Genomic DNA, 21,468 nt, shown 5'->3' on the forward strand with positions numbered 1-21,468 from the left:
TCAATAACCGAATTCAATGCTGTGCCAGTTGGTTTCAAAATCCCACAGGGAGACGAAAAAAAAGATGTAATTCAGGTAAAAAGGCAGTTCCACGGTATCGAGCCTGGCCTTGGCCCGGAGCCGGTATTTTTTGCCTTCCTGCAGTCTGTCAACTTCGGCGATCCGCAGGCTTTTGATTTCCGACATCCATTGCCGGGCCTTTTCAAAGCTGTCCGTGGTCAGGGTTCGGTTCTCCTCCCAGGAACGGCGGACCACAAACTGTTTTTTGAGGCTTTCATATTTGATGGTGTGGGTAGCTTTTTTTTCCGCCACCAGGGTGTTGGGCAGTACAAAGGCATTGATCTTCTCCAGGCGGACAATAAAGGAAAAGGATGTGGGAATGCCGTTTAGAACGGCCTGTTTCATCTGTTCGGTAAAAGCGCCTTCAACTGTAACAAACAAAAGCAGATCATCCCGGGTATTGCTGATCACCATGTCGGTCAGCCGGGCCTTTTGGGCCTCGGCCGTTGCCGGCACCATTGCCGGGATCAGGACAACAGCCATGAGGATGAGGGAAAAAAAACGTGTTTTTTTCACAAATATCTTTCCGGAACGCAAGGGATCCAACTGTATCCTTTCAAAGCCCTTTGCCGCTTACCCGGCAGCTGCTTTGAATTGTTCGAGGGTCGTGGTTTTCCAGCATTGCTTATGCCTGAAAAAGGTCTTTAAAAATTCGTGGTTAAAGTTGTGGCCGGATTTGTGTAAAACAATGTGGCCGACAATGGGGATTCCCAGAAGGGAAAAATCGCCGATGCAGTCAAGAATCTTGTGCCGGACAAATTCGTCGGGCCAGCGCAGGCCGTCTTCATTGACCACGCCGTTTTTATCAATGGCCACGGCATTGTCCAGCGACCCCCCCCTGGCCAGGCCGTAGAACTTGAGCATCTCCATTTCATGCATGAATCCGAAAGTCCTGGCCCCGGCGATTTCGGTTTCAAACCGCTTTTCGTCCAATTCGATTTCAAGGCGCTGCTGCCCGATGGCCGGATGGTCAAAGTCAATGGAGCAGGTGATTTTCTGCTTTCGGTCGGGATAGACGCACACCGATTTATCTCCGTCTTCCAGAAAAATCGGTTTTTGGATCCAGAAGTAAAACCGCGGGGCCTCTTGTTCCGTAATGCCCGTTTCCCGTATGCCCCGGGTAAATACCGCTGCACTGCCATCCATGATGGGCAGCTCGTAATCATCGAGTTCCACGATGGCGTTGTCAATGGAAAGTCCGGCAAATGTGGCCATCAGGTGCTCGATGGTCGAGACGATGCACCCGTTTTCCCCGATGACAGTGGCCAGGCTGGTATCCACCACCCGGTTGAAATGACCGGACACTATGGGCCTGGCGGGCAAATCCGTGCGCCGGAATTTAATGCCGAAGTTTGGCGGCGCCGGCTCAATGTTCAGGTGTACGGTTCTTCCGGAATGTACGCCCTGACCGGTAAACGACACTGGTGCAGCCAGGGTCCGTTGATATTTATAAAGTCCCATAAGGGTTTGTTGTCCTGCTTGGTCAATTGGCATGACGGCATTTTTTGGGGTCAATTTCAGCCGGCATGCGTCAATATTTTATCTTTTTATAACGGATTTTGTATCAAATTGCAATGCGGACCGCAACATGTCAGAGACGGGCCGTTTTTTTTCAAAAACCCCTGTTGTTTTCCCGAAAGGTACGGTAAACAAATAGTCTTTCAGGCATTTTCGGATTTTTCAATTGTTCGGGCCTTGCGGCTTTGCTATGGTTTGCCCCGGCACACAGAAGGGGTTTGAGTAAACCGAAGATGCGCAGAGAAATCCGGCTCAGCCCGGATTCAGGGGGCATCCGTGTTATCCAGGGTGATTACCGGTGCAGTCGTGGGAATCAACGGCCTGATCATGGAGGCGGAGGTTGATATTGCCCGTGGGCTTCCGGCGTTTTCCACGGTGGGTCTTCCCGAGGCCGCGGTCCGGGAAAGCCGGGAGCGGGTCAAGGCCGCTATTGTCAATTGCGGCTATGTGTTTCCCGATGACCGGATCACCGTGAATCTGGCCCCGGCTCATATAAAGAAGGAGGGCACGGGGTTTGATCTGCCCATCGCAGTCGGAATTCTCGAGGCTTCGGGCGTGATACCGGCCGGGGCGGCAGATTCCTGTGTTCTGGTGGGTGAACTGGCTCTGGACGGGCGCATCAAGCCGGTCAACGGTTGCCTGCCCCTGGTGCTTGCCGCAAAAGAGGCCGGATACAGCGGGCTTGTGGCTCCTTTCGACAACCGCCGGGAAGCCGCCGTAGCCGACGGGATCAATGTTTATCCGGTCCGGTCTTTGGCCGAGGTGGTTGATTTTCTCCGCCAGACCCGGGAAATTTCTCCCCATCAGCCGCCCGTATCTGAGTGCGACACCCGGGCGGCTGCTGAGGCCGATTTTTCCGAAGTGGCCGGCCAGGCCCATGTCAAAAGAGCACTGGAAATTGCCGCAGCCGGCGCTCACAATGTAATGATGATCGGTCCCCCGGGTTCGGGCAAAACCATGCTGGCCAAAAGATTTGCCGGCATCGTGCCGCCCATGGATTTTTCCGAGGCCATTGAGACCACCAAGATTTTCAGTGTGGCCGGGCTGCTGAAAAAAGACCAGGCCCTGGTGACCCAACGGCCCTTTCGCGCGCCCCATCACACCATTTCCGATGCCGGACTGATCGGCGGCGGCGGAATTCCGCGCCCCGGCGAGGTGAGCCTGGCCCATAACGGAGTGCTGTTTTTGGATGAACTGCCGGAATTCAAAAAAAGCGTCCTCGAGGTGCTGCGCCAGCCGCTGGAAGACCGGCAAGTGACCATTTCACGGGCCTCCACTTCCCTTACCTATCCTTCGGACTTTATCCTGGTGGCGGCCTTAAATCCTTGTCCCTGCGGCTATTATTCGGACCCGGCCCACGAATGCCGGTGTTCTGCAGCGCAGATCGCAAAATACCGAAATCGGCTGTCCGGACCCCTGCTTGACCGCATTGATATGCACGTGGAGGTGCCGGCGGTGGTCTACAGCGATCTTGTGGGCCAGGGGTCAGGGGAGCCTTCGGCTGAAATCCGCCGGCGGGTTGTAGCGGCAAGAAAGATTCAGGCCCGGCGGTTTCGAAAAACCCGAATCCGTACCAACGCCGGCATGAACAGCCGCCATATCCGTCAGCACTGCGTTATCGACGCCGAATCCCAGCAAATCGTCAAAAACGCGGCAGACCGCCTTGGTCTTTCGGCCCGGGCCTATCATAGGATACTCAAGATTGCCCGCACTATTGCCGATCTGGAGCAATCCGAGGGGATCAGGCCTCCGCATATTCTCGAGGCAATAGGCTACCGGAGCATGGACCGGCCGGTGTAGCAGGTTTAATGAAAATCATTTCGAGGTAAAAACGCCGTGATCCCTTATGATGTGTGGGCGGAAATCGATCTGGCTGCCATTGCGCAAAATATCCGGAATCTCAGGGCCGGACTGACAAACAACGCCCGCCTGATGGCCGTGGTCAAGGCAAACGCTTACGGCCACGGCGCCGTGCCCGTGGCCGGGCAGGCGCTGGCCGCCGGTGCCGACTGCCTGGCCGTCGCCCGCCTGGCCGAAGCTCTGGAGCTTCGGTATGCGGGCATTTCCTGTCCGATCCTGATTTTCGGCCATACCCCCCCGGAAATGGCCGGCAAGCTCATGGACTTTGATCTCATCCAGACGGTATACGCTTATGCCGACGCCCGGGATCTCGACCTGCGGGCGCAGGCAGAGGGCAGGGCCATCCGGGTACATGTCAAGATTGATACGGGAATGGGGCGCTTGGGCGTGGCCGGATGGCCGGATTCCTTTCAGGGCGGTTCCGGGGATGCGGCCGAGGAAATCGCGGCTATTTGCCGCCTGCCCAGCCTGATTGCCGAGGGTGCCTACACCCATTTTGCAACAGCCGACAGCCCGGATCCCGCCGGTGCACGTCTGCAGCTGGAGGCTTTTTTGCAGATCCTGTCCGCCCTGGACCGGCGCGGCATATCTTTTTCATTGCGGCATGCGGCAAACAGCGCTGCCGCAATCAATCTGCCCGAAACCCATCTGGACATGGTGCGCCCGGGCATCAGCATATATGGATGTTATCCGTCCCGGGACGCGGAACAATCCTGGATTCACCTGGAGCCAGCCATGAGCCTGCGCGCCAGAATCGTCCATCTAAAGAGCGTGGGTCCGGGTTTCAGGGTCAGCTACGGGTGGACGGAGCAAACCCGGGAGAAAACCGTTATTGCCACTGTGCCCATCGGGTATGCGGACGGTTATGACCGGCATTTTTCCTCCAGGGGACAGATGTCGCTTCGCGGATTTCCTGTACCGGTAATCGGCCGGGTATGCATGGACCACACAATGATAGATGTCGGCGCTGTGCCGGATCCGGCCTGCGGTGAACCCGTTCTGATCTTCGGCCGGGACACCCGTGAAAAGCTTGCCGTGGATCATCTGGCACAAGCGCTGGGCACCATCCATTACGAGGTTTTATCCCGGATTTCCGCCCGGATCCCCAGGATTTATAAATTTGCGCCGCCAAAGGGAAACGATATATAGTGCTTCCTGGGTATGTTAAGTCTATATGTTGAGGGTTTTCCGGTTACCTAACACAGCGGATTTGCGCCGGAATTTGGGCGCTGAAATTCCTTGACAAGGCAGGGGGCGGGTGCTAAAAAAATACTTTCGGCACGGTAAGTGTGGAATGGATTAATTTTCTTTGAAAATTAAGCAGTTAGGCAAAAGACAACCGGAGATCCGGTTATCAGGGCCCGATAAAGATGCGATGGAACGGATCTGTAAGAAATGATTTGTTTACGTGTGAGATAAGAAAGGAGGTGCACACGGCTCGCAACGGAAGGTTTGATTTTTTACATGAACTTAGTGGAAATGTGGTAACATTCACTAACAATTGACAATCAGGAGGTTGATAATGCCAAGTTTCGTCATTACCGAAAAATGCGACGGCTGCAAGGGCGGGGACAAGACAGCATGTCAGTACATTTGTCCCAACGACTTGATGGTCCTCGAACCCAACACCATGAAAGCCTATAACCAGGAGCCCGATCAGTGTTGGGAATGTTTTTCCTGCGTAAAAATCTGCCCCACCCAGGCCATTGAAGTTCGAGGCTATGCCGATTTCGTTCCTCTGGGAAGCAGCATCTATCCCATGCTGGGAACCGAAGATATCATGTGGACCTGTAAGTTCAGAAACGGCTTGGTCAAACGGTTCAAGTTCCCCATCCGAACCACTCCCGAAGGCGAAGCCAATGCCTACAACGACCTGAAAGGCAAGGATCTCGAAAGCGACCTGCTGTCCACCGAAGAAGCCGACGGCTACCAGGTCCCCAAACCCCAGGCGACCGTATAGCCGATTCGCCCGGACGGACGAGATTAATTCAAACTGATTCGATCTTTAAGGAGGATATAAGATGGCATTACCGAATAAACCCAAGGGTGAACTCAAGGCCGTGAGAGATCCGAAAGTTGTGGAGAAAGAAGTCGACGTCCTGATTGTAGGCGGCGGCATGGCGGCCTGCGGCGCTGCTTTTGAAGCAAAGAAGTGGGCTGACAGCGAATCCGTTCTGCTCGTGGACAAGGCCGCGCTGGAGCGCTCCGGTGCTGTGGCCCAGGGCCTTTCCGCAATCAATACTTATCTCGGGGATAACACCCCGGATGATTACGTCCGCATGGTCAGAAACGACCTGATGGGCATTGTCCGCGAAGACCTGATCTTTGACCTGGGCTGTCACGTGGACGACTCTGTTCACCTGTTTGAGGAATGGGGACTGCCGATCTGGAAGCAATCCCCGGAAGGCAAGAACCTGGACGGGAAAAAGGGTCTCAAGCAGGGCACCCTGAAGTCCGGCGCACAGCCTGTCCGCACGGGTAAATGGCAGATCATGATCAACGGCGAATCCTATAAGCGAATCGTTGCCGAAGCCGCCAAAAAGGCCCTGGGCGACGACAACATCCTGGAGCGGGTTTTCATCGTTGAACTGCTTCTCGACAAAAACAAGGAAAACCAGATCGCCGGCGCGGTCGGCTTCTCCGTGCGTGAAAACGAAGTCTATATCATCAAGGCCAAAACCATGATGGTGGCCTGCGGCGGCGCAGTCAATATTTACCAGCCGCGGTCAGTGGGCGAAGGCAAGGGCCGTGCATGGTACCCGGTATGGAACTCCGGTTCCACCTATACCCTGTGCATGAAGGTCGGCGCTGAGCTGTCCATGATGGAAAACCGGTTCACCCCGGCGCGATTCAAAGACGGTTACGGCCCGGTGGGCGCATGGTTCCTGCTGTTTAAGGCCAAAGCCCTCAACGGCCTGGGCGAATCTTATGTTGCCAGCGACGCAGCCAAAAAAGAGCTTGAATTCTATGCGCCGTACGGCACTGCCGCCATCACCCCGACCTGTCTGCGTAACCACCTGATGCTTTTTGAGATGAAGGCCGGTCGCGGTCCGATCATCATGGACACCGTGACAGCTCTGGCAGAACTGGGCAAATCCCTGGACAAGAAGGAACTCAAGCATCTTGAGTCCGAAGCCTGGGAAGACTTCCTGGACATGACATGTGGCCAGGCCAACCTGTGGTGCGCCACCAACACCGAACCGGAAAAGAAAAACTCCGAGATCATGCCCACCGAGCCGTACCTGCTGGGTTCGCACTCGGGCTGCTGCGGTCTGTGGACCTCCGGCCCGGATTATGACTGGGTTCCGGATGCTTTCAAGATCAAGGCGGACAACGGCAAGGTCTACAACCGCATGACCACTGTCAACGGTCTGTTCACTTCCGGCGACGGCGTGGGCTGCTCCGGCCACAAATTCTCCTCCGGCTCCCATGCTGAAGGGCGTATGGCCGCCAAGCAGATGGTCCGTTACGCCAAGGATCACGCTGACCACACCCCCGAATTGGCCCTGAGCAAGGACGAGATCGTGGACATGGTCTACAAGCCGGTCCGGACTTATCTGGACAACTTCGAATACACCACGGCTGAAAACATCAACCCGAACTACCTCAAGCCCGAGGGCATGATGTACCGGCTGATGAAGGCCACCCATGAATATGGCGCAGGAACCGCTACCTTCTATGAAACCACCAGCAAAAACCTTGAGATCGTCATGGATATGCTGGAAGTCATGCGTGAAGACTGCGAAAAACTGGCCGCCGGCGACCTGCACGAACTGATGCGCGCCTGGGAAATCTATCACCGAATCTGGACGGTGGAATCCCATCTGCGCCACATCCAGTTCCGTAAGGAAACCCGGTACCCGGGCTTCTACTATCAGTCGGACTACCCGAACCAGGATGACGAGAACTGGTTCTGCTTCACCAACTCCAAGTATGATCCCAAGGCCCAGAAATGGGACACTTTCACGCGGGATTATATCAAGATCATTCCCGACTAAACCGGAGATGATCGGCGATTAGCAGCATATACCTCCAGGTGTCGATCTGACACCTGGAGGTTTTTATTAAACACAGCCCTGGATGACATTTCAAACCCATTGAATTCGTTTCCGATTTGGAAACCGCAGGCTGGAGTCCGGAGAATCGGTGCGGACACTGGGGGCCCGCGACCATCCGGCATCGAGCCTGCTGTTTCGAAAATACACCAGATCTACATGAACGCAAATGGACGCGCAAGCCGGTCCAATACAAGGATATGAACATGATGGAATGAAGTGGCCAGATATAGACGGTTAAACGAATCGAACCTATAAGCACGGAGGGATAGCATGAGTGAAGCGCAAGGAGCCCCGTTTAGCGGAAGCATCATGGTGGTCGGCGGCGGCATCAGCGGACTGACCACGGCTCTGGAAGCCGCGGAAGTGGGCTATGAAGTCTTTATTGTCGAGAAAAATCCTTATCTGGGCGGACGGGTTGCTCAATTAAAGCAGTATTTTCCCAAATTATGCCCCCCCACCTGCGGCCTGGAAATCAATTTTCGCCGGATCAAGGACAATCCCAGAATCAAATTTTTTACCCTGGCCGAGGTCGAACAAGTCAATGGTTCGCCCGGCAATTACAATGTGAGCATCAAGCTCAATCCCCGCTACGTCAATGAGAATTGCACCTGCTGCGGCGCCTGCGCCGATGCCTGCCAGACGGAAATCCCAAATGAATTCAACTTCGGCATGGACAAGACCAAAGGTGCTTTTCTTCCCCATGAAATGGCTTTTCCCAACAGGTATGTCATTTCTTCCAAGATTATGGGCACTGAAGATGCGCAGCGGTGCAAGGAAGCCTGCCCCTATGATGCGGTGGATCTGGAAATGCAGGCCAAAACCATGGATCTCAATGTGGGCGCCATTGTCTGGGCAACCGGCTGGGAACCCTATGATGCATCCAAAATCGACAACCTGGGTTTCGGTCAGTACCCCAATATCGTCACCAATATGATGCTTGAGCGTTTGGCCGCGCCAAACGGCCCCACCAAGGGACAGATCCTGCGGCCTTCGGACAACAAGGCACCGGAAAGTGTGGCTTTTGTTCAGTGCGCCGGCTCCAGGGATGAAAACCATTTGCCGTACTGTTCCTATATCTGCTGTATGGCTTCACTGAAGCACGCCACTTATATCCGGGAGCAGTATCCGGACGCCAAAGTCTATATCTTCTATATTGACATGCGGGCGCCCGGCTACCGGTATGAAAAGTTTTACGAGAAAGTCAAGGCCGATGAAAACGTCGTGTTCATCAAGGGCAAGGTTGCGGCCGTGGAGGACGGCGGCAACGGACAGGTGACGCTTGTGGCCGAGGATGCGGTCAGCGGGGAAAAGCTTCATCAGACCGTGGATATGGCGGTTCTGGCCACTGGTATGCAGCCCACGGCCGTCAATGCCAAGTTGCCGGCCGCTGATCTGAACTACACGGAAGACGGCTTCATCATCAATGACCTGGATAAGGGCGGCATGTTTGCCACCGGGTGTGCCAACCGGCCAGCCGATGTCATGATGTCCAATCAGAATGCGACCGGTATTGCCTTAAAGGCAATTCAAACCATGATGAAGCGGTAGGAGGTTAGATCATGAGTAAAAAATACGGCGTTTATATTTGCAAAGGATGCGGCATCGGCGATGCCCTGGATATAGAGGCGATCTGCGACGTGGTCGAGGAAGAGGCGCTGCCCTGCAAGACCCATGATTTCCTGTGCAGCCAGCAAGGCGTGGATTTTATCAAAAAGGACATTGAAGAAGAGGGCACCAATACGCTCGTGATTGCCGCCTGCTCCCGCCGGGTCAATTACAATACCTTTAAATTTGACGGCTGCATTGTCGAGCGGGTCAACCTGCGCGAGGGCGTGGTCTGGTCCCATCCCCGGGATGCGTTTCCCCGGCTCACCGAAGAGGAAAAACAGGACGAAAACAATTTTGACCGCGTGCAGATGATGGCAGAAGATTACGTGCGCATGGGCATGGCCCGGGTGGAAAAGGTCAAACTGCCAGAGCCATACCTGCTCGAAACCCTGAGCCGCAAAATCATGGTCATGGGCGGCGGGATCACGGGCATGAGTGCCGCCCTGGATGCCGCTGATGCGGGATATGAAGTCACCATCGTGGAAAAGGAAGACCAGCTTGGCGGAAACGCCAAAAAGTGGAGAAAGCAGCTGCCGATTCAGCCGCCCTATGAAAACCTGATTCCCCCCATGGTGGCTGATAAGATTAAAGCGGTTGAAAATCATCCCAAAATTGACATCCGAACCGGCACTGTGGTGGCCCGGATTGCCGGACAGCCCGGAGATTTCACGGTTACCCTGAAAAATCCCGGGGAAAAGATCGAGTTTGACGTGCCCTACCCTCTGCCTCCGGAAATGCGTGTGGATGAGAACGGCAAGGAACTGGAGCATGAGGCGCTGCTGGAAAAATACAAGGAATATAACGAAGGCCGGCGCGATATTCTTACCCTGGATCCCAATGGCGAAAAGTTCGGGGCTGTGATCCTGGCGGCCGGATGGCGGCCCTACCAGCCCAAAGATGATGAATTTCCGCATTTGGGATGGGGCGCAAGCCCGGACGTGGTCACCAACCATCAGTTCGAGGAAATGGCGGCAGCCGGCAAGATCACCCGGCCGTCGGACGGCAAAGAAGCCAAGAACGTGGTGTTTGTCCAGAGCCCCGGAAACGGAGAGGATGCAGATTTTCCCTACACCGGGGTGGTCACCAGCATGGTGGCATTAAAGCAGGCCCAGTACGTGCGTGAGGATTATCCTGACGCAAAGGCCTATATTTTCTATCAGCACATGCGTACCTCGGGGTTGAACGAGAATTTTTACAAGGCCGCCCAGCAGGATTCGGGCATTTTTATGAGCAAGGGCGAGGTCACATCCGTTGAGAAAAACGGCAGCGGGCTGGTCGTGTCGGCAAAAGACACCCTCCTGGGGGAAAACATCGGGGTCAACGCAGACCTGGTGGTTCTGGCCACAGGAATGCTGCCGGTGACATTCGACGATCCCACAGTGAACCTGGCCTACCGCCAGGGCCCGGGTTTTCGGGACAATGACCTGTTTGACAAGTACGCGGATTCCAATTTTATCTGTTTTCCCTATGAGACCCAGAGAACCGGTATTTATGCGGCCGGTGCGGTGCGCCGGGCCCTGTCGGTGGAAGAAAGCATGGAAGATGCCAGCGGTGCCGCCCTCAAGGCCATCCAGTGCCTGGAGTGTGTCAACCGGGGTATTTCAGTCCATCCGAGAACCGGGGATATGTCATTTCCGGACTTTTTCTTCCAGCGCTGCACCCAGTGCAAGCGGTGTACGGATGAATGTCCGTTTGGCGCCATTGATGACGATGAAAAGGGAACCCCCAAACCCAATCCCACCCGGTGCCGCCGCTGTGGAACCTGTATGGGGGCATGTCCGGAACGGATCATCAGCTTTGCTGACTACAGTGTTGACAGCATCGGCTCACAGGTCAAATCCATTGAGGTTCCGTCAGAAGACGATTATGATGAGCCGCCCCTGCGGATTCTGGGCCTGGTCTGCGAAAATGACGCTTATCCAGCCATGGATATCACGGGCCTGCACAAAAAGTCCTTTTCCGCCGATGTTCGGATAATCCCGGTACGCTGTCTGGGTTCGGTCAACGTGATCTGGATAAAGGATGCCCTTTCCCAGGGCATGGACGGGGTTTTTCTGCTTGGATGCAAGCACGGCGATGATTATCAGTGCCATTTTGTCAAGGGCAGCGAACTTGCCAGCATCCGGATGCAGAAAATCGGAGATGCGCTCTCCAGTCTCGCCCTGGAAGAAGAGCGCGTGGCCCAGTACGAAGTGGCCATTGATGACTACGACAGAATTCCGGAAATCATCAATGGATTTGTCGAACAGGTCGAAGAGCTGGGGCCGAACCCATTTAAGGGATTCTAAAAGGATTGATGTGAATACAGCCCAATTGAGGAGGTTTGATTATGGCGGATAAATACCTGGTTCAACCAGACATTAATTTTATCAATGAGATACGGGCAAACGGGGGTGAGTCGCTGAAAAAGTGCTTTCAATGCGCCACATGCTCTGTTGCCTGCCCCATAGCCCCGGACCGCAAGCCGTTTCCCAGAAAGGAAATGATTGCCGCGTCCTGGGGATTGAAGGACAAATTGCTGAGCAACCCGGACATCTGGCTGTGTCACAACTGCGGGGACTGCTCCACCTTGTGCCCCCGCGGGGCCAAGCCGGGCGATGTTATGGCCGCTTTGCGCATGATGGCCATCAATGAGTATGCAACACCCAAAAGCGTTGCCAATGCCGTCAATGACCGCAAGAAACTGCCGCTGCTCATTGCCCTGCCAGCGATTGTTTTTATCGTGCTGGGCCTGATTACCGGTCTGCTGGATTTTTCCCCGGAGCTAAACGAGCATGGGGAAATCGCCCATGCCAAGTTCTTTTCCACCTGGCTGGTGGATCTGGTTTTCATCCCGTTGAGCATCTGGGCCGTGGCGGTGTTTGCCATGGGCCTGAAGCGCTTTATTGCCGACATTCACAAAAATGCCCTGGCCGAAGGCAAGACTGACAAGGAAACCATTGACACCAAGGGGTTTTTGTCGGCGCTGGTGCGGGTGATCCCTTCGATTCTCAAGCACAGCAAGTTTTCCGAGTGCGGAGAGAACAACAACCGGGGCACACCGCACATGATGGTGCTGTTTTCCTTTATCGGCCTGCTGATTGTAACCGGGGTCTTTTTCGTGGTCCTTTATGTCTTTGGCATTCACGGTCCGTATTCCCAGCTCAATCCGGTCAAGATCCTGGCCAATGTCAGCGGCATTGCACTCATTATTGGTGCGGCCATGCTGATCAAGCAGCGGATGGACAAAACCGACGAGGTTTCCACCTACAAGGACTGGTACCTGCTGTGGCTGGTGCTGGGCCTGGGTGTGACCGGCATGCTTGCAGAACTGACCCGGCTGGCGGACGCAGCCTTTTTGACCTACCTCATCTATTTCATCCACCTGATGCTGGTATTTCATCTGATCGCGTTTCTGCCCTTCTCCAAGCTGGCCCATCTCGTCTACCGCACCGTGGCCCTGGCGTATAACGAATACTCCGGCAGGGAGGCCAAAAAGGTCTGACAGCTTTTGTTTGTCTGATTCATACTGACTGTGAAAAGAGGGCTTTATCCGTAAAGCCCTCTTTTTGCGCGGTGCGGCTTCCAGTCGGAGCAGGCGGCCTTATCGCCCGGGGAAACAGAAAAAGATGGTTTTTTACCTCTTCCGATGTTTGTCAGTAAGGAAGCCTAACTCCGGGACCAAGTATGAACATCAACTTTTTTGAACCTGAGCGATTTTCAAGTTTGGCGCAGATACAAGGAAGCCGATGTGAAGCGATCGTCAGCTATACGAGACATCGGCTGACACAGTAGATGCGGCAAAATTTGAAGTTACTTAAAAGCTGTCAGGACTTTTGGATGGCAAATTTGTTTATCATGCGCATTATTATGCTATAAGAAAAGGTATCAGGGCAGGGCTGCTGTCCTGAACCTGCAACAGTATCTGCCGGAATCAAGGGTTTGCAGAATGATTGAAAATACATTCTGTCACATTAATGGCGTGGGCAAAAAAACCGAGGCCCGGCTGTGGTGTGCCGGTATCTGCGCCTGGGACGATGTGTCTGCAGCCCATGAGCTGCCTGTTGGGCCGTCAGCGGCCGCATGGATCCAAAGTGAACTGGCGGCCTCTGAAAAATCCCTGCAGGAGGGCCGGGTTGATTATTTCTACCGCCGCCTGCCCCCGGATCAGCAGTGGCGTCTGTTCGGGACTTTCCGCACCAGAATCGCTTATCTTGATATTGAAACCACCGGCCTGTGCCGGGATTCCAACCGGATTACCACCATTGCCCTTTATGACGGCACCGATATCCGCTGCTATGTAAACGGGCAAAACCTGCATGACTTTCCCGGTGATATTTCCCATTATGATCTGCTGGTGACCTATAACGGCAAAAGCTTTGACATCCCCTTTATCGAACGCTTTTTCAAGATCCGCCTGTCCCAGGCCCATATCGACCTGCGGCATCTGCTTGCCGGCCTGGGGTTTAAGGGCGGGCTCAAGGGATGTGAGAAGCAAATGGGCATTGACCGCAAGGATCTCGACGGCATCGACGGATATTTGGCGGTGCTGTTGTGGCGGGAATATGAGAAAACCGGCAGTTTGTCTGCGCTTGAAACCCTTATGGCTTATAATGCCGAAGATGCGGTGAACCTGGAGTATCTGATGCACACAGCCTACAATCTCAAGGTCAACCAGACGCCCTTTGCACAGACCATGGCCCTTGTCCGGCCGAAGCGGCCCCGAATTCCGTTTGCAGCGCATTCAGGGCTTGTGCACAGGATTATGGAAAAATCGCTTGCCTATGGGGCGCATCCCGGGAGGAGAGCTGATGAGCCGGGGACCTGAAAATACAAAAGAACACCGGGTCAGCCGCCCTAGTGCGGATTTGCGCGGATTCGGGCCTGACAGTCAGAAAGGCGATGAATCCAGCCGACTGCTGGAAGCCATTTTTGCCAATACTCATTTCATGGTGGCGCACATGGATACAAATTTCTGTTTTATCCGTGTTAACCAGGCCTATGCAAAAGCCGACGGCAAATGGCCGGACTACTATAAGGGCAGAAACCATTTTGATCTGTATCCAAACGAAGAAAACCAGACGATTTTCCAAAAGGTGGTGGACACCGGACAGTCTTATTACGCTCTTGAAAAGCCGTTTGAATATTGCCAAAACCCGGAGCGGGGCGTGAGTTACTGGGACTGGAGCCTCAATCCGGTAAAGGCGGCAGACGGCCGGGTAACCGGCCTGATTCTGGCCCTGGTCAATGTCACCCGGCGTAAACTTGCCCAAAAGGCCGCCCTGGAGGCGGAAAAACGCTTCCGGGTCATGACCGAGGCCATTGATGACGTGTTCTGGATGGCGCTTCCGGGGTTGAAACGGATCCTTTATGTCAGCCCGTCATATGAAAAAATGTGGGGCCGGAGCTGTCAGAGTGTGTATGAATCGCCCATGTCGTTTGTGGAAAGCATTGATTTCCGGGACCGACCCCGGGTCCGGCAGCGGATCAAACATTACAGCGGCGGAACATGGGATGAGGAGTACCGGGTGCTTCGGCCCGACGGATCCATCTGCTGGGTCCGGGACCGGGGATATCCGGTCTGTGATGAAAACGGGGGGCTTCAGATGATTGTGGGCGTATGCACAGACATTTCCGGTCTCAAGTCCGCCCAGCGCGCCCTGCAAACCTCCGAGGGCCGAATCCGTCTGCTTTCCTCCCAGTTAATGGAGGCCCAGGAAAAGGAGCGCAAATACGTTGCCCGGGAACTTCATGACAGTCTGGGCTCCGGACTGGCGGGGATCAAGATCCAGATCGAAAATGCCCTGGCAGCGGCCCGGTTTTCGAAAACGGCGGTGGCGCCATCTGTGCTGGAGGGCCTGGCGGCCAACGCCGGTGACCTGCTGGCCGAGTGCCGGCGGATCCAGAAGGGTCTGCGGCCGCCCATGCTCGATGATCTCGGGCTCCTGTCCACACTTGACTGGTACTGCCGGCAGTTTAACACGGTGTTTCCGAATATCCGGGTGGAGAAAATCGTCATGATCGACGAACATGACATTTCGGAATCATTGAAAATCGTCATTTACCGGGTCGTCCAGGAGGCCATGAACAATGCGGCAAGGCATGGCAATGCCGGCAGCATCCAGCTTTCATTGATCAAAAACGGCCAATACCTGCTGTTGACAGTGGCAGACAATGGAATCGGTTTTTCAGCAGAAAAGCAGGCCCGGGCTGACGCCGGTTACGGTCTGCTGGGGATGAAGGAGCGGGTGGAGTTAAGCGGCGGCACCTTCCGGGTGGAGTCCCGGCCCGGCCGTGGCGTCTGGATCAAAGCGGGCTGGCAGTGCGCCGATCAACAGGAATAAGGAAGACCGGACCCAATGAATACCACAAAATCAAAAAAATCCGGGGAAGAAGGCCGGGATAAGGCCATGGGAAACGGGATCTGGATGGCCAATGACCTGGACCGCCTCCTGGAAACAATCCTGGATTCAGGAGCCCGGATGATGCGCGCCAGGGCGAGTTCACTTCTATTTCTGGACAGAAAAACCGGCCGGCTGAACTTCCAGGTGGCCACCGGCGCCAAAAAAGAGGAGATCAAGCAGTTTTCCATCCGGCTTGGAGAGGGCATTGCCGGGCATGTGGCCAGCACCGGCGAGCCGCTGCTCATCGCTGATGTCAGTCGGGACCAGCGTTGGTACCGGCACATAAGCGACCAAATCGGTTTCAAGACCCGCTCCATTGCCTGCGTGCCTTTAAAGGTTGGCAGCAGGGTCATTGGCGTGGTGGAATTCATCAACAAGGGTGAAAACGGAAAATTTCAGGAAAGTGATCTGGAGCTAATCAATGTGTTTGCCGAACTGGCCGCCATTGCTATTGAAAATGCCCGCAAGTTCAAGCTCGTGGAACTGGAAAATCAGGACCTGAAGCAGGACCTGCACCTGAGCCATGAAATCGTGGGCAAAAGCGACGCCATCCGGCAAGTGGTTTCCGAGGCCCTGCAGGTGGCCGATTCCATGGCCAGCACGCTAGTTCTGGGGGAAAGCGGCACAGGAAAAGAGTTGCTGGCCCGCCTGATTCACCAGGCCAGCCCCCGCAAGGACCGGCCCCTGGTGGCGCTCAATTGCGCCGCCCTGCCCGAAACTTTGCTCGAAACTGAGCTGTTCGGGCATGAAAAAGGGGCATTTACCGGGGCCACGGGGACCAAGATCGGAAAATTCGAACTGGCTGACGAGGGAACCATCTTTCTCGACGAGATTGCTGAAATGAGCCCGTCCATGCAGGCAAAGCTTTTGCGGGTGCTCCAGGACGGAATTTTCTACCGGCTGGGCGGCAATACCCCCATTGCCGTGGATATCCGGGTGATCGCCGCCACCAACCGGCAGATCACCAAGGAGGTGGAATCCGGAAAATTCCGGGAGGATCTGTATTACCGGCTCAATGTCGTGGAGCTCCACATGCCGCCCCTGCGGGAGCGCAAAAGCGATATTCCGCTTCTGGCGGCCCATTTTGTGGAGTGGTTCCGGAAGGAAAAAGGATATTTTTCCCTGGAGATATCCGATGCGGCCATTGAAAAGATGACCGACTATGACTGGCCGGGCAATGTGCGCGAGTTGCAAAATGCCCTGGAGCGGGCCGTGGTCATGGGCCGGGGCGGTAAAATCGAGCCGGAGGACCTGCCCATGTTTGCATCCCGGGGCCCTGCGGCAGAGGACATCGACGTGGGAATGACCCTTGAGGAAGCCATGCATGCGTTTAAAAAGAAATTTATCCGCATGAACCTGAAACAAACCGGCGGCAACCAGACCCGGGCTGCAAAAAGCATGGGGATCCAGCGCACCTATCTGTCCCGGCTGATTTCCCGGTATGGCATCAAAAAAGATCGGAAGGACCGCTGATTACAGTTCGGATGGTTTGGCCGGGGCTTTTTGAATAAAATGAAAAAAGGACGGGGCATGGCATGCCCCGTCCTTTTTTTTGCGATGGTCTTTTTCAATTACAACAGGCCAGCCGGATTTTTATTCTCCGGTGGCTGCGCCATGGAGCTTGACTTCGACCTTGTCGGTAAGACCCTGGTAGTAATTGCGTAGAATATCCAGGACTTCTTTCCGCCCGAAGTGATCCGGCAGCTCGCCCCCTTCGGACAGCATCTTGCGAAGCATGGTGCCGGAGAGAAGCACGCGGTCTTCCTTGGTGTGCGGGCAGGTTTTCAGCGATGCCATGCCGTCGCACTTGTGGCAGTAGAAGGTCCAGTCAATGTTTAAGGGCTCGCACAGCAGGGCTTTGCCTTCTTCTGCCGGGGCCGGAATCTTGCCGAATTTGAATATGGTCTGGGCTTCAAACATGCCGTAGAAGTCGCCCACGCCGGCATGGTCGCGGCCGATGATCATATGGGAGCATCCGTAGTTCTGACGGAACGTGGCATGGAGCAAAGCTTCCCTGGGGCCTGCATAGCGCATATCCAGCGGATAGCCGCCCTGCACAACCTTGTCGGCCACAAAGTAATTGTTCACCAGCACGTCAATGCATTTGACCCGGACTTCTGCGGGGATGTCGCCGGGCTTGAGGTTGCCCACCAGGGAGTGGATAAAGCAGCCGTCGCTGACCTCAATGGCGATCTTGGCCAGGTATTCGTGGGAGCGGTGCATGGGATTGCGCAGCTGCAGGGCGGCAACCTTCTGCCATCCGCGTTCCTCGAAAATTTTGCGGGATTCTGACGGGCGCATGTAGATGCCCTTGTACTTGGTGGGAAATTCGGCTTCAGACAGAACCTTGACCGGGCCGGCCAGGTTAAAGGGTTTCTGGTTCATGACCATCTGCACGCCCGGGTGTTCATCTTCTGCAATCTTCCAGAATTCTTCCGGAGTGGGGGTGCCTTCGCCCATGAAAACCTTTTCGCATTCATAGCGCTTGTTTTCCTCGGTCATCTCAAATTTTTCCGTGACCTTCATGGTGGCCATGGCTTCGTTGGTTTCCGGATCATAAAGGGTGATTTCTTCGCCTTCACTGATGGCGTCAGCCTCTTCCTGGCTTGCTGACAGGGTCACGGGAACAGGCCAGAAGGTGCCGTCTGACAGCTGATAGCCGTCGCAGACACTCTTCCAGTCCGCTTTGGTCATAAAGCCGTCCAGGGGTGAGAAACCGCCGGTGCCGATCATGATCAGGTCACCGCGTTCCCGGGGAGAAAGCGAAACTTTTTTCAGTCCTTCGGCCTTTTTCTTTTCCGCTTCCAGTTCCGCGCCTTCCAGCAGGCAGATGGTCAGGCCCTTGCCGCCATGCGGGGGAATTAGATTCGACATGTCAACCTCTCCTTTCAAATGATGTTGGTCATTTCACAAAACCCGAAACAATTGCTAACGGGCATGTCTCCTTCAATACACCTCCTGATGTAAAGGATTTTATCTAATAAGAACAGCCGGATTTGTCAAGGCAAATCAAGGCATTTGCCGGGTGCGGTCAGCAATAAAGAACTTATTGGAACCATTTGTGATTTTCCAGAAATAAAAGGCTGTGCAACAGGTCTTCCCGGCGGTGGGGTTCCAGGGTGATCACAGGCCCGGGGCCGGCGGTTTTCAGCCACTCATGCAAAGGCGTGAAATCAATGATGCCTTGGCCCATTCCCAGGTGGTCATCGGTTTTTCCGCAATTGTCGTGCAGGTGGAGCTGGCGGATACGGGGACCAAGTCTTTTGAGCCACTCTGAGAGGGAAAACGAGCTAAATACGTTCAGGTGCCCCACGTCCAGACAGAAACCGGTTGTCTCTGGATCGGTTTTTTCAAACATATCCGCCAGGTCTCCGGGGTCCGGCTCGTAGACATTCTCCAGTACCAGGCGGATGCCCTTTTCCCAAAGGCCGCGGCCATGGCGGTTCCATGTGTCAGCCGCCCGTTTGTACCATTCCTGCCGGATAAAGCTGTAGCGGGCCGGGTCATAGCCGGCATGGCAGACCATGGTTTTCGGGCAGAGCGCCTCTGCTACTGCCCGGGCCTTTGTCAGCCGTTTGTGGGTCACGGACCGGATTTCGGGATCCGGCGAGCCTGGTGACAGATCCAGAAACGGCCCGTGCACGGTAATGCGGCATCCGGCATCGGCAAACCAGCGGCCGGCCCGGGAAAAATCATCAGCCGCAAACCGGTCCAGGGATTCGGCATCCAAACCGATTTCCGGCTGGATCCGGTTTTCCGTGAAAATTTCCAGCCAGTTTTGCTGCGGGTCCATGAGCCAGGTAAACGGAATGTTGACCTGGACCTTTTCAAGGATGCGGGTTTTTGCGGAATCAAACATTTCTGCCATAAAATTTTCCTTGTCTGCCGGGTCAGTTGTTCACCGATTTGAAACATATCATATACCATAAAGGATGGCGCCGTAAAAAGTCCAATATCTGCGTTACGCGCAATTTCTCAGAATTTCACGTACGGCTAACAATAGCAGCCAAATTCCCGGTACGCTGTCCATGTGGCGGGGTCGGGGTGGGTTTGTTTGGCTGCATTTGAGCGGTTTCGGCTAAAGATCGGCCCGTGGGCCTGGCGTCCGGAATTTCAAACTGTCTGAGGGCGCCTGCGTCCGAGTTTTTGAAATTCCAGCCAGGGCCACGGGCCGATCGCCGAAAGCGATCCGCAGATAGACAAACCCACCCCGACCCCGCCACATGCGAAAATTCTGACAATTTTTTTTCGGGCCTTGAAAAATATCGGCTTGCCCGTTATTGCCCTGCAAATGATCGTATTGATCAAAGTTACTGTTTCTGGGCGTTTCTGATGCTGACTTCCTCAAATGTGCGGATTTCCGACAGCACCCGGGTGGCGGCATCCAGAAGTTCCATGGCCAGGGCCGCACCTGTGCCTTCCCCGAGCCGGAGTCCGAGATCCAGAAGCGGCTCCATGCCCAGCCGGTCGATCATGAACTGGTGGCCGATTTCCACGGAGCGGTGGCTTGTAAACAGCCATTTTTTGGCTCCCGGGGCCAGTTCGCATGCAATCAGGGCTCCGGCCGTGGCAATCAGGCCGTCGCACACCACGGGAAATCCCAGGGCGGCCCCGCCGATGACCAGGCCGGCCAGGCCGCCGATTTCAAACCCGCCCACTTTGGCCAGCACGTCAACGGGATCTTTCGGGTCCGGGGCATGCAGGTCCAGGGCACCGCGGATCACTTCGATTTTGTCTGCCAGGGCGGCATCATCAATGCCGGTGCCCCGGCCCACGAGTTTTTTTGGATCAATGCCGGAGAAAGCGGCAATCACCGCAGAAGAGGGGGTGGTGTTGCCGATGCCCATATCTCCGGTGCCCAGCATGTCCACCGGTTGTGCAGCGTGGATCTGTTCGGCGATGCGGATGCCGGCTTCAATGGACAAAACAGCTTCCTGGCGGCTCATGGCGGGTTTGCGCCTGAGATTGTCAGTTCCTTTTCGAATTTTTTCGTGAAAAATCGGCAGATCTTTTTCAAAATCATGGTTTACGCCCAGGTCCGCGGCCCGGACTTCCGCGCCGGCGTGCCGGGCCAGCACGTTGATTGAGGCCCCGCCGTCCACAAAGTTGTAAACCATTTGGGCCGTGACTTCCTGGGGAAAAAGGCTCACACCTTCCTCCACCACGCCGTGATCACCCGCGCAGGTAACGATGACCTTGCGTTTCAAGTGCACATCCAGGCTTCGGGCCATGCCCGCCAGGCGCCGGGCCGCGTCTTCCAGCATTCCCAGGCTGCCGCCGGGCCGGGCCTGATCAGACAGCCGGGCCGCGGCCTTTTGTTCAAATTGCTCATCCGGAGGGCGGATTTTTTCAATGGCTTCATTAAGGTTCATTATGTCTCTCCTTACTATCTGTATCTGTTGGGTTAAAATACCGCAGCCAGGCAACATTGAAAAAAAGGTGCTGTTTGTGCCTGGTTCTATAATTTTCGCATGATGCCGACCCGGTGGCGGTTTGCTCCCTGCTGACCGCTTGCGCGCTCAATGCGACTCGCAAACCACCCCCGGGCCGGCATCATGGCCGACTATGTGCAAAGTTTCACACCAATATAGCTCGATCCCGGGCTGCGGCCCGGGGGGAACACTTCCAAGTCCAAGGGCGGGGTCGGTTTTTGAAGCGACATTGAGCGTTTACGGAGACCTCCGTAAACGCTCAGGAGCGAAAAAACCGACCCCGGCCGCAGGGCTTTCTTCCTGTAAAAATGCCAGGGGGCATAAAAAGCTTTTTACGATATCCTATGCCAGTCCCAGCAGGCTTCCGGCCTGATAGACCGATACAGCCAGCACAAAGGCCAGCACCGTGTTAAACGCCATTGAAAACACCGCCCATTTCCATGACCCCGCTTCCCGGGCAATGCAGACCACGGCCACAAAGCAGGGCGAGTAAAACATCACAAAAACAATCAGGGCAAAAGCCGTCAGGGGCCCCCATTGCGGAGATTG

16 protein-coding genes are annotated in these 21,468 nt (G+C 55.1%); 10 read left to right on the forward strand and 6 right to left on the reverse strand.

Annotated elements, in window-relative coordinates:
* Nucleotides 1–576 (reverse strand): DUF4390 domain-containing protein, encoded by a 576-nt coding sequence (locus tag R6U41_RS12465; RefSeq protein WP_410270163.1) that lies wholly within the window; start codon nucleotides 574–576, stop codon nucleotides 1–3.
* A 57-nt stretch (nucleotides 577–633) separates the two neighbouring features.
* Nucleotides 634–1,521 carry a UDP-3-O-acyl-N-acetylglucosamine deacetylase gene (gene lpxC / locus R6U41_RS12470; protein ID WP_410270164.1) on the reverse strand — a complete coding sequence of 296 codons (888 nt, stop codon included), beginning with the start codon at nucleotides 1,519–1,521 and terminating at the stop codon, nucleotides 634–636.
* Nucleotides 1,522–1,854: 333 nt separating this feature from the next.
* Between lpxC and R6U41_RS12475 the strand changes: the two genes are divergently transcribed.
* From R6U41_RS12475 to R6U41_RS12520, 10 genes are all read left to right on the forward strand, one after another.
* Nucleotides 1,855–3,378, forward strand: a complete 1,524-nt coding sequence (locus R6U41_RS12475; RefSeq protein WP_410270165.1) for a YifB family Mg chelatase-like AAA ATPase — start codon at nucleotides 1,855–1,857, stop codon at nucleotides 3,376–3,378.
* Between the two features lie 36 nt (nucleotides 3,379–3,414).
* On the forward strand, nucleotides 3,415–4,587 hold the full coding sequence (gene alr, locus R6U41_RS12480; protein ID WP_410270166.1) for an alanine racemase: 1,173 nt from the start codon (nucleotides 3,415–3,417) through the stop codon (nucleotides 4,585–4,587).
* Between the two features lie 373 nt (nucleotides 4,588–4,960).
* Nucleotides 4,961–5,398, forward strand: coding sequence for an adenylyl-sulfate reductase subunit beta (aprB, locus tag R6U41_RS12485; RefSeq protein WP_410270167.1), 438 nt, complete (start codon nucleotides 4,961–4,963; stop codon nucleotides 5,396–5,398).
* 61 nt (nucleotides 5,399–5,459) lie between these two features.
* The gene (gene aprA, locus R6U41_RS12490) at nucleotides 5,460–7,436 is read left to right on the forward strand and encodes an adenylyl-sulfate reductase subunit alpha (protein ID WP_410270168.1); all 1,977 of its coding nucleotides are present in this window, start codon (nucleotides 5,460–5,462) and stop codon (nucleotides 7,434–7,436) included.
* 330 nt (nucleotides 7,437–7,766) lie between these two features.
* Nucleotides 7,767–9,044 (forward strand): FAD-dependent oxidoreductase, encoded by a 1,278-nt coding sequence (locus R6U41_RS12495; protein ID WP_410270169.1) that lies wholly within the window; start codon nucleotides 7,767–7,769, stop codon nucleotides 9,042–9,044.
* A gap of 11 nt (nucleotides 9,045–9,055) precedes the next feature.
* On the forward strand, nucleotides 9,056–11,392 hold the full coding sequence (locus tag R6U41_RS12500) for an FAD-dependent oxidoreductase (protein WP_410270170.1): 2,337 nt from the start codon (nucleotides 9,056–9,058) through the stop codon (nucleotides 11,390–11,392).
* Between the two features lie 41 nt (nucleotides 11,393–11,433).
* Nucleotides 11,434–12,588, forward strand: coding sequence for a quinone-interacting membrane-bound oxidoreductase complex subunit QmoC (qmoC, locus tag R6U41_RS12505; protein WP_410270171.1), 1,155 nt, complete (start codon nucleotides 11,434–11,436; stop codon nucleotides 12,586–12,588).
* 444 nt (nucleotides 12,589–13,032) lie between these two features.
* Complete coding sequence (locus tag R6U41_RS12510) at nucleotides 13,033–13,911, forward strand: ribonuclease H-like domain-containing protein (RefSeq protein ID WP_410270172.1); 879 nt, start codon at nucleotides 13,033–13,035, stop codon at nucleotides 13,909–13,911.
* Nucleotides 13,895–15,427, forward strand: a complete 1,533-nt coding sequence (locus R6U41_RS12515) for a PAS domain S-box protein (protein ID WP_410270173.1) — start codon at nucleotides 13,895–13,897, stop codon at nucleotides 15,425–15,427. Before R6U41_RS12510 ends, R6U41_RS12515 begins: the two co-directional genes overlap by 17 nt.
* 15 nt (nucleotides 15,428–15,442) lie before the next feature.
* The gene (locus tag R6U41_RS12520) at nucleotides 15,443–16,960 is read left to right on the forward strand and encodes a sigma-54 interaction domain-containing protein (RefSeq protein WP_410270174.1); all 1,518 of its coding nucleotides are present in this window, start codon (nucleotides 15,443–15,445) and stop codon (nucleotides 16,958–16,960) included.
* A 120-nt stretch (nucleotides 16,961–17,080) separates the two neighbouring features.
* Here the strand turns inward: R6U41_RS12520 and sat are convergent, their stop codons facing one another.
* The 4 genes from sat to R6U41_RS12540 form a co-directional block, all read right to left on the reverse strand.
* Complete coding sequence (sat, locus tag R6U41_RS12525; RefSeq protein WP_410270175.1) at nucleotides 17,081–18,361, reverse strand: sulfate adenylyltransferase; 1,281 nt, start codon at nucleotides 18,359–18,361, stop codon at nucleotides 17,081–17,083.
* 172 nt (nucleotides 18,362–18,533) lie between these two features.
* Entirely contained in the window at nucleotides 18,534–19,355 is an 822-nt protein-coding gene (locus R6U41_RS12530; RefSeq protein ID WP_410270176.1) for a sugar phosphate isomerase/epimerase family protein, read from the reverse strand.
* A 442-nt stretch (nucleotides 19,356–19,797) separates the two neighbouring features.
* A complete protein-coding gene (gene cobT, locus R6U41_RS12535; protein ID WP_410270177.1) occupies nucleotides 19,798–20,859 on the reverse strand; it encodes a nicotinate-nucleotide--dimethylbenzimidazole phosphoribosyltransferase in 1,062 nt (353 codons plus the stop codon).
* Between the two features lie 402 nt (nucleotides 20,860–21,261).
* The coding region (locus R6U41_RS12540; protein WP_410270178.1) for a hypothetical protein at nucleotides 21,262–21,468 on the reverse strand (207 nt) is incomplete at its 5' end.

It is taken from the genome of Desulfosalsimonas sp., from assembly GCF_046483245.1.
In the GTDB taxonomy this organism is placed as follows: Bacteria; Desulfobacterota; Desulfobacteria; order Desulfobacterales; family Desulfosalsimonadaceae; genus Desulfosalsimonas.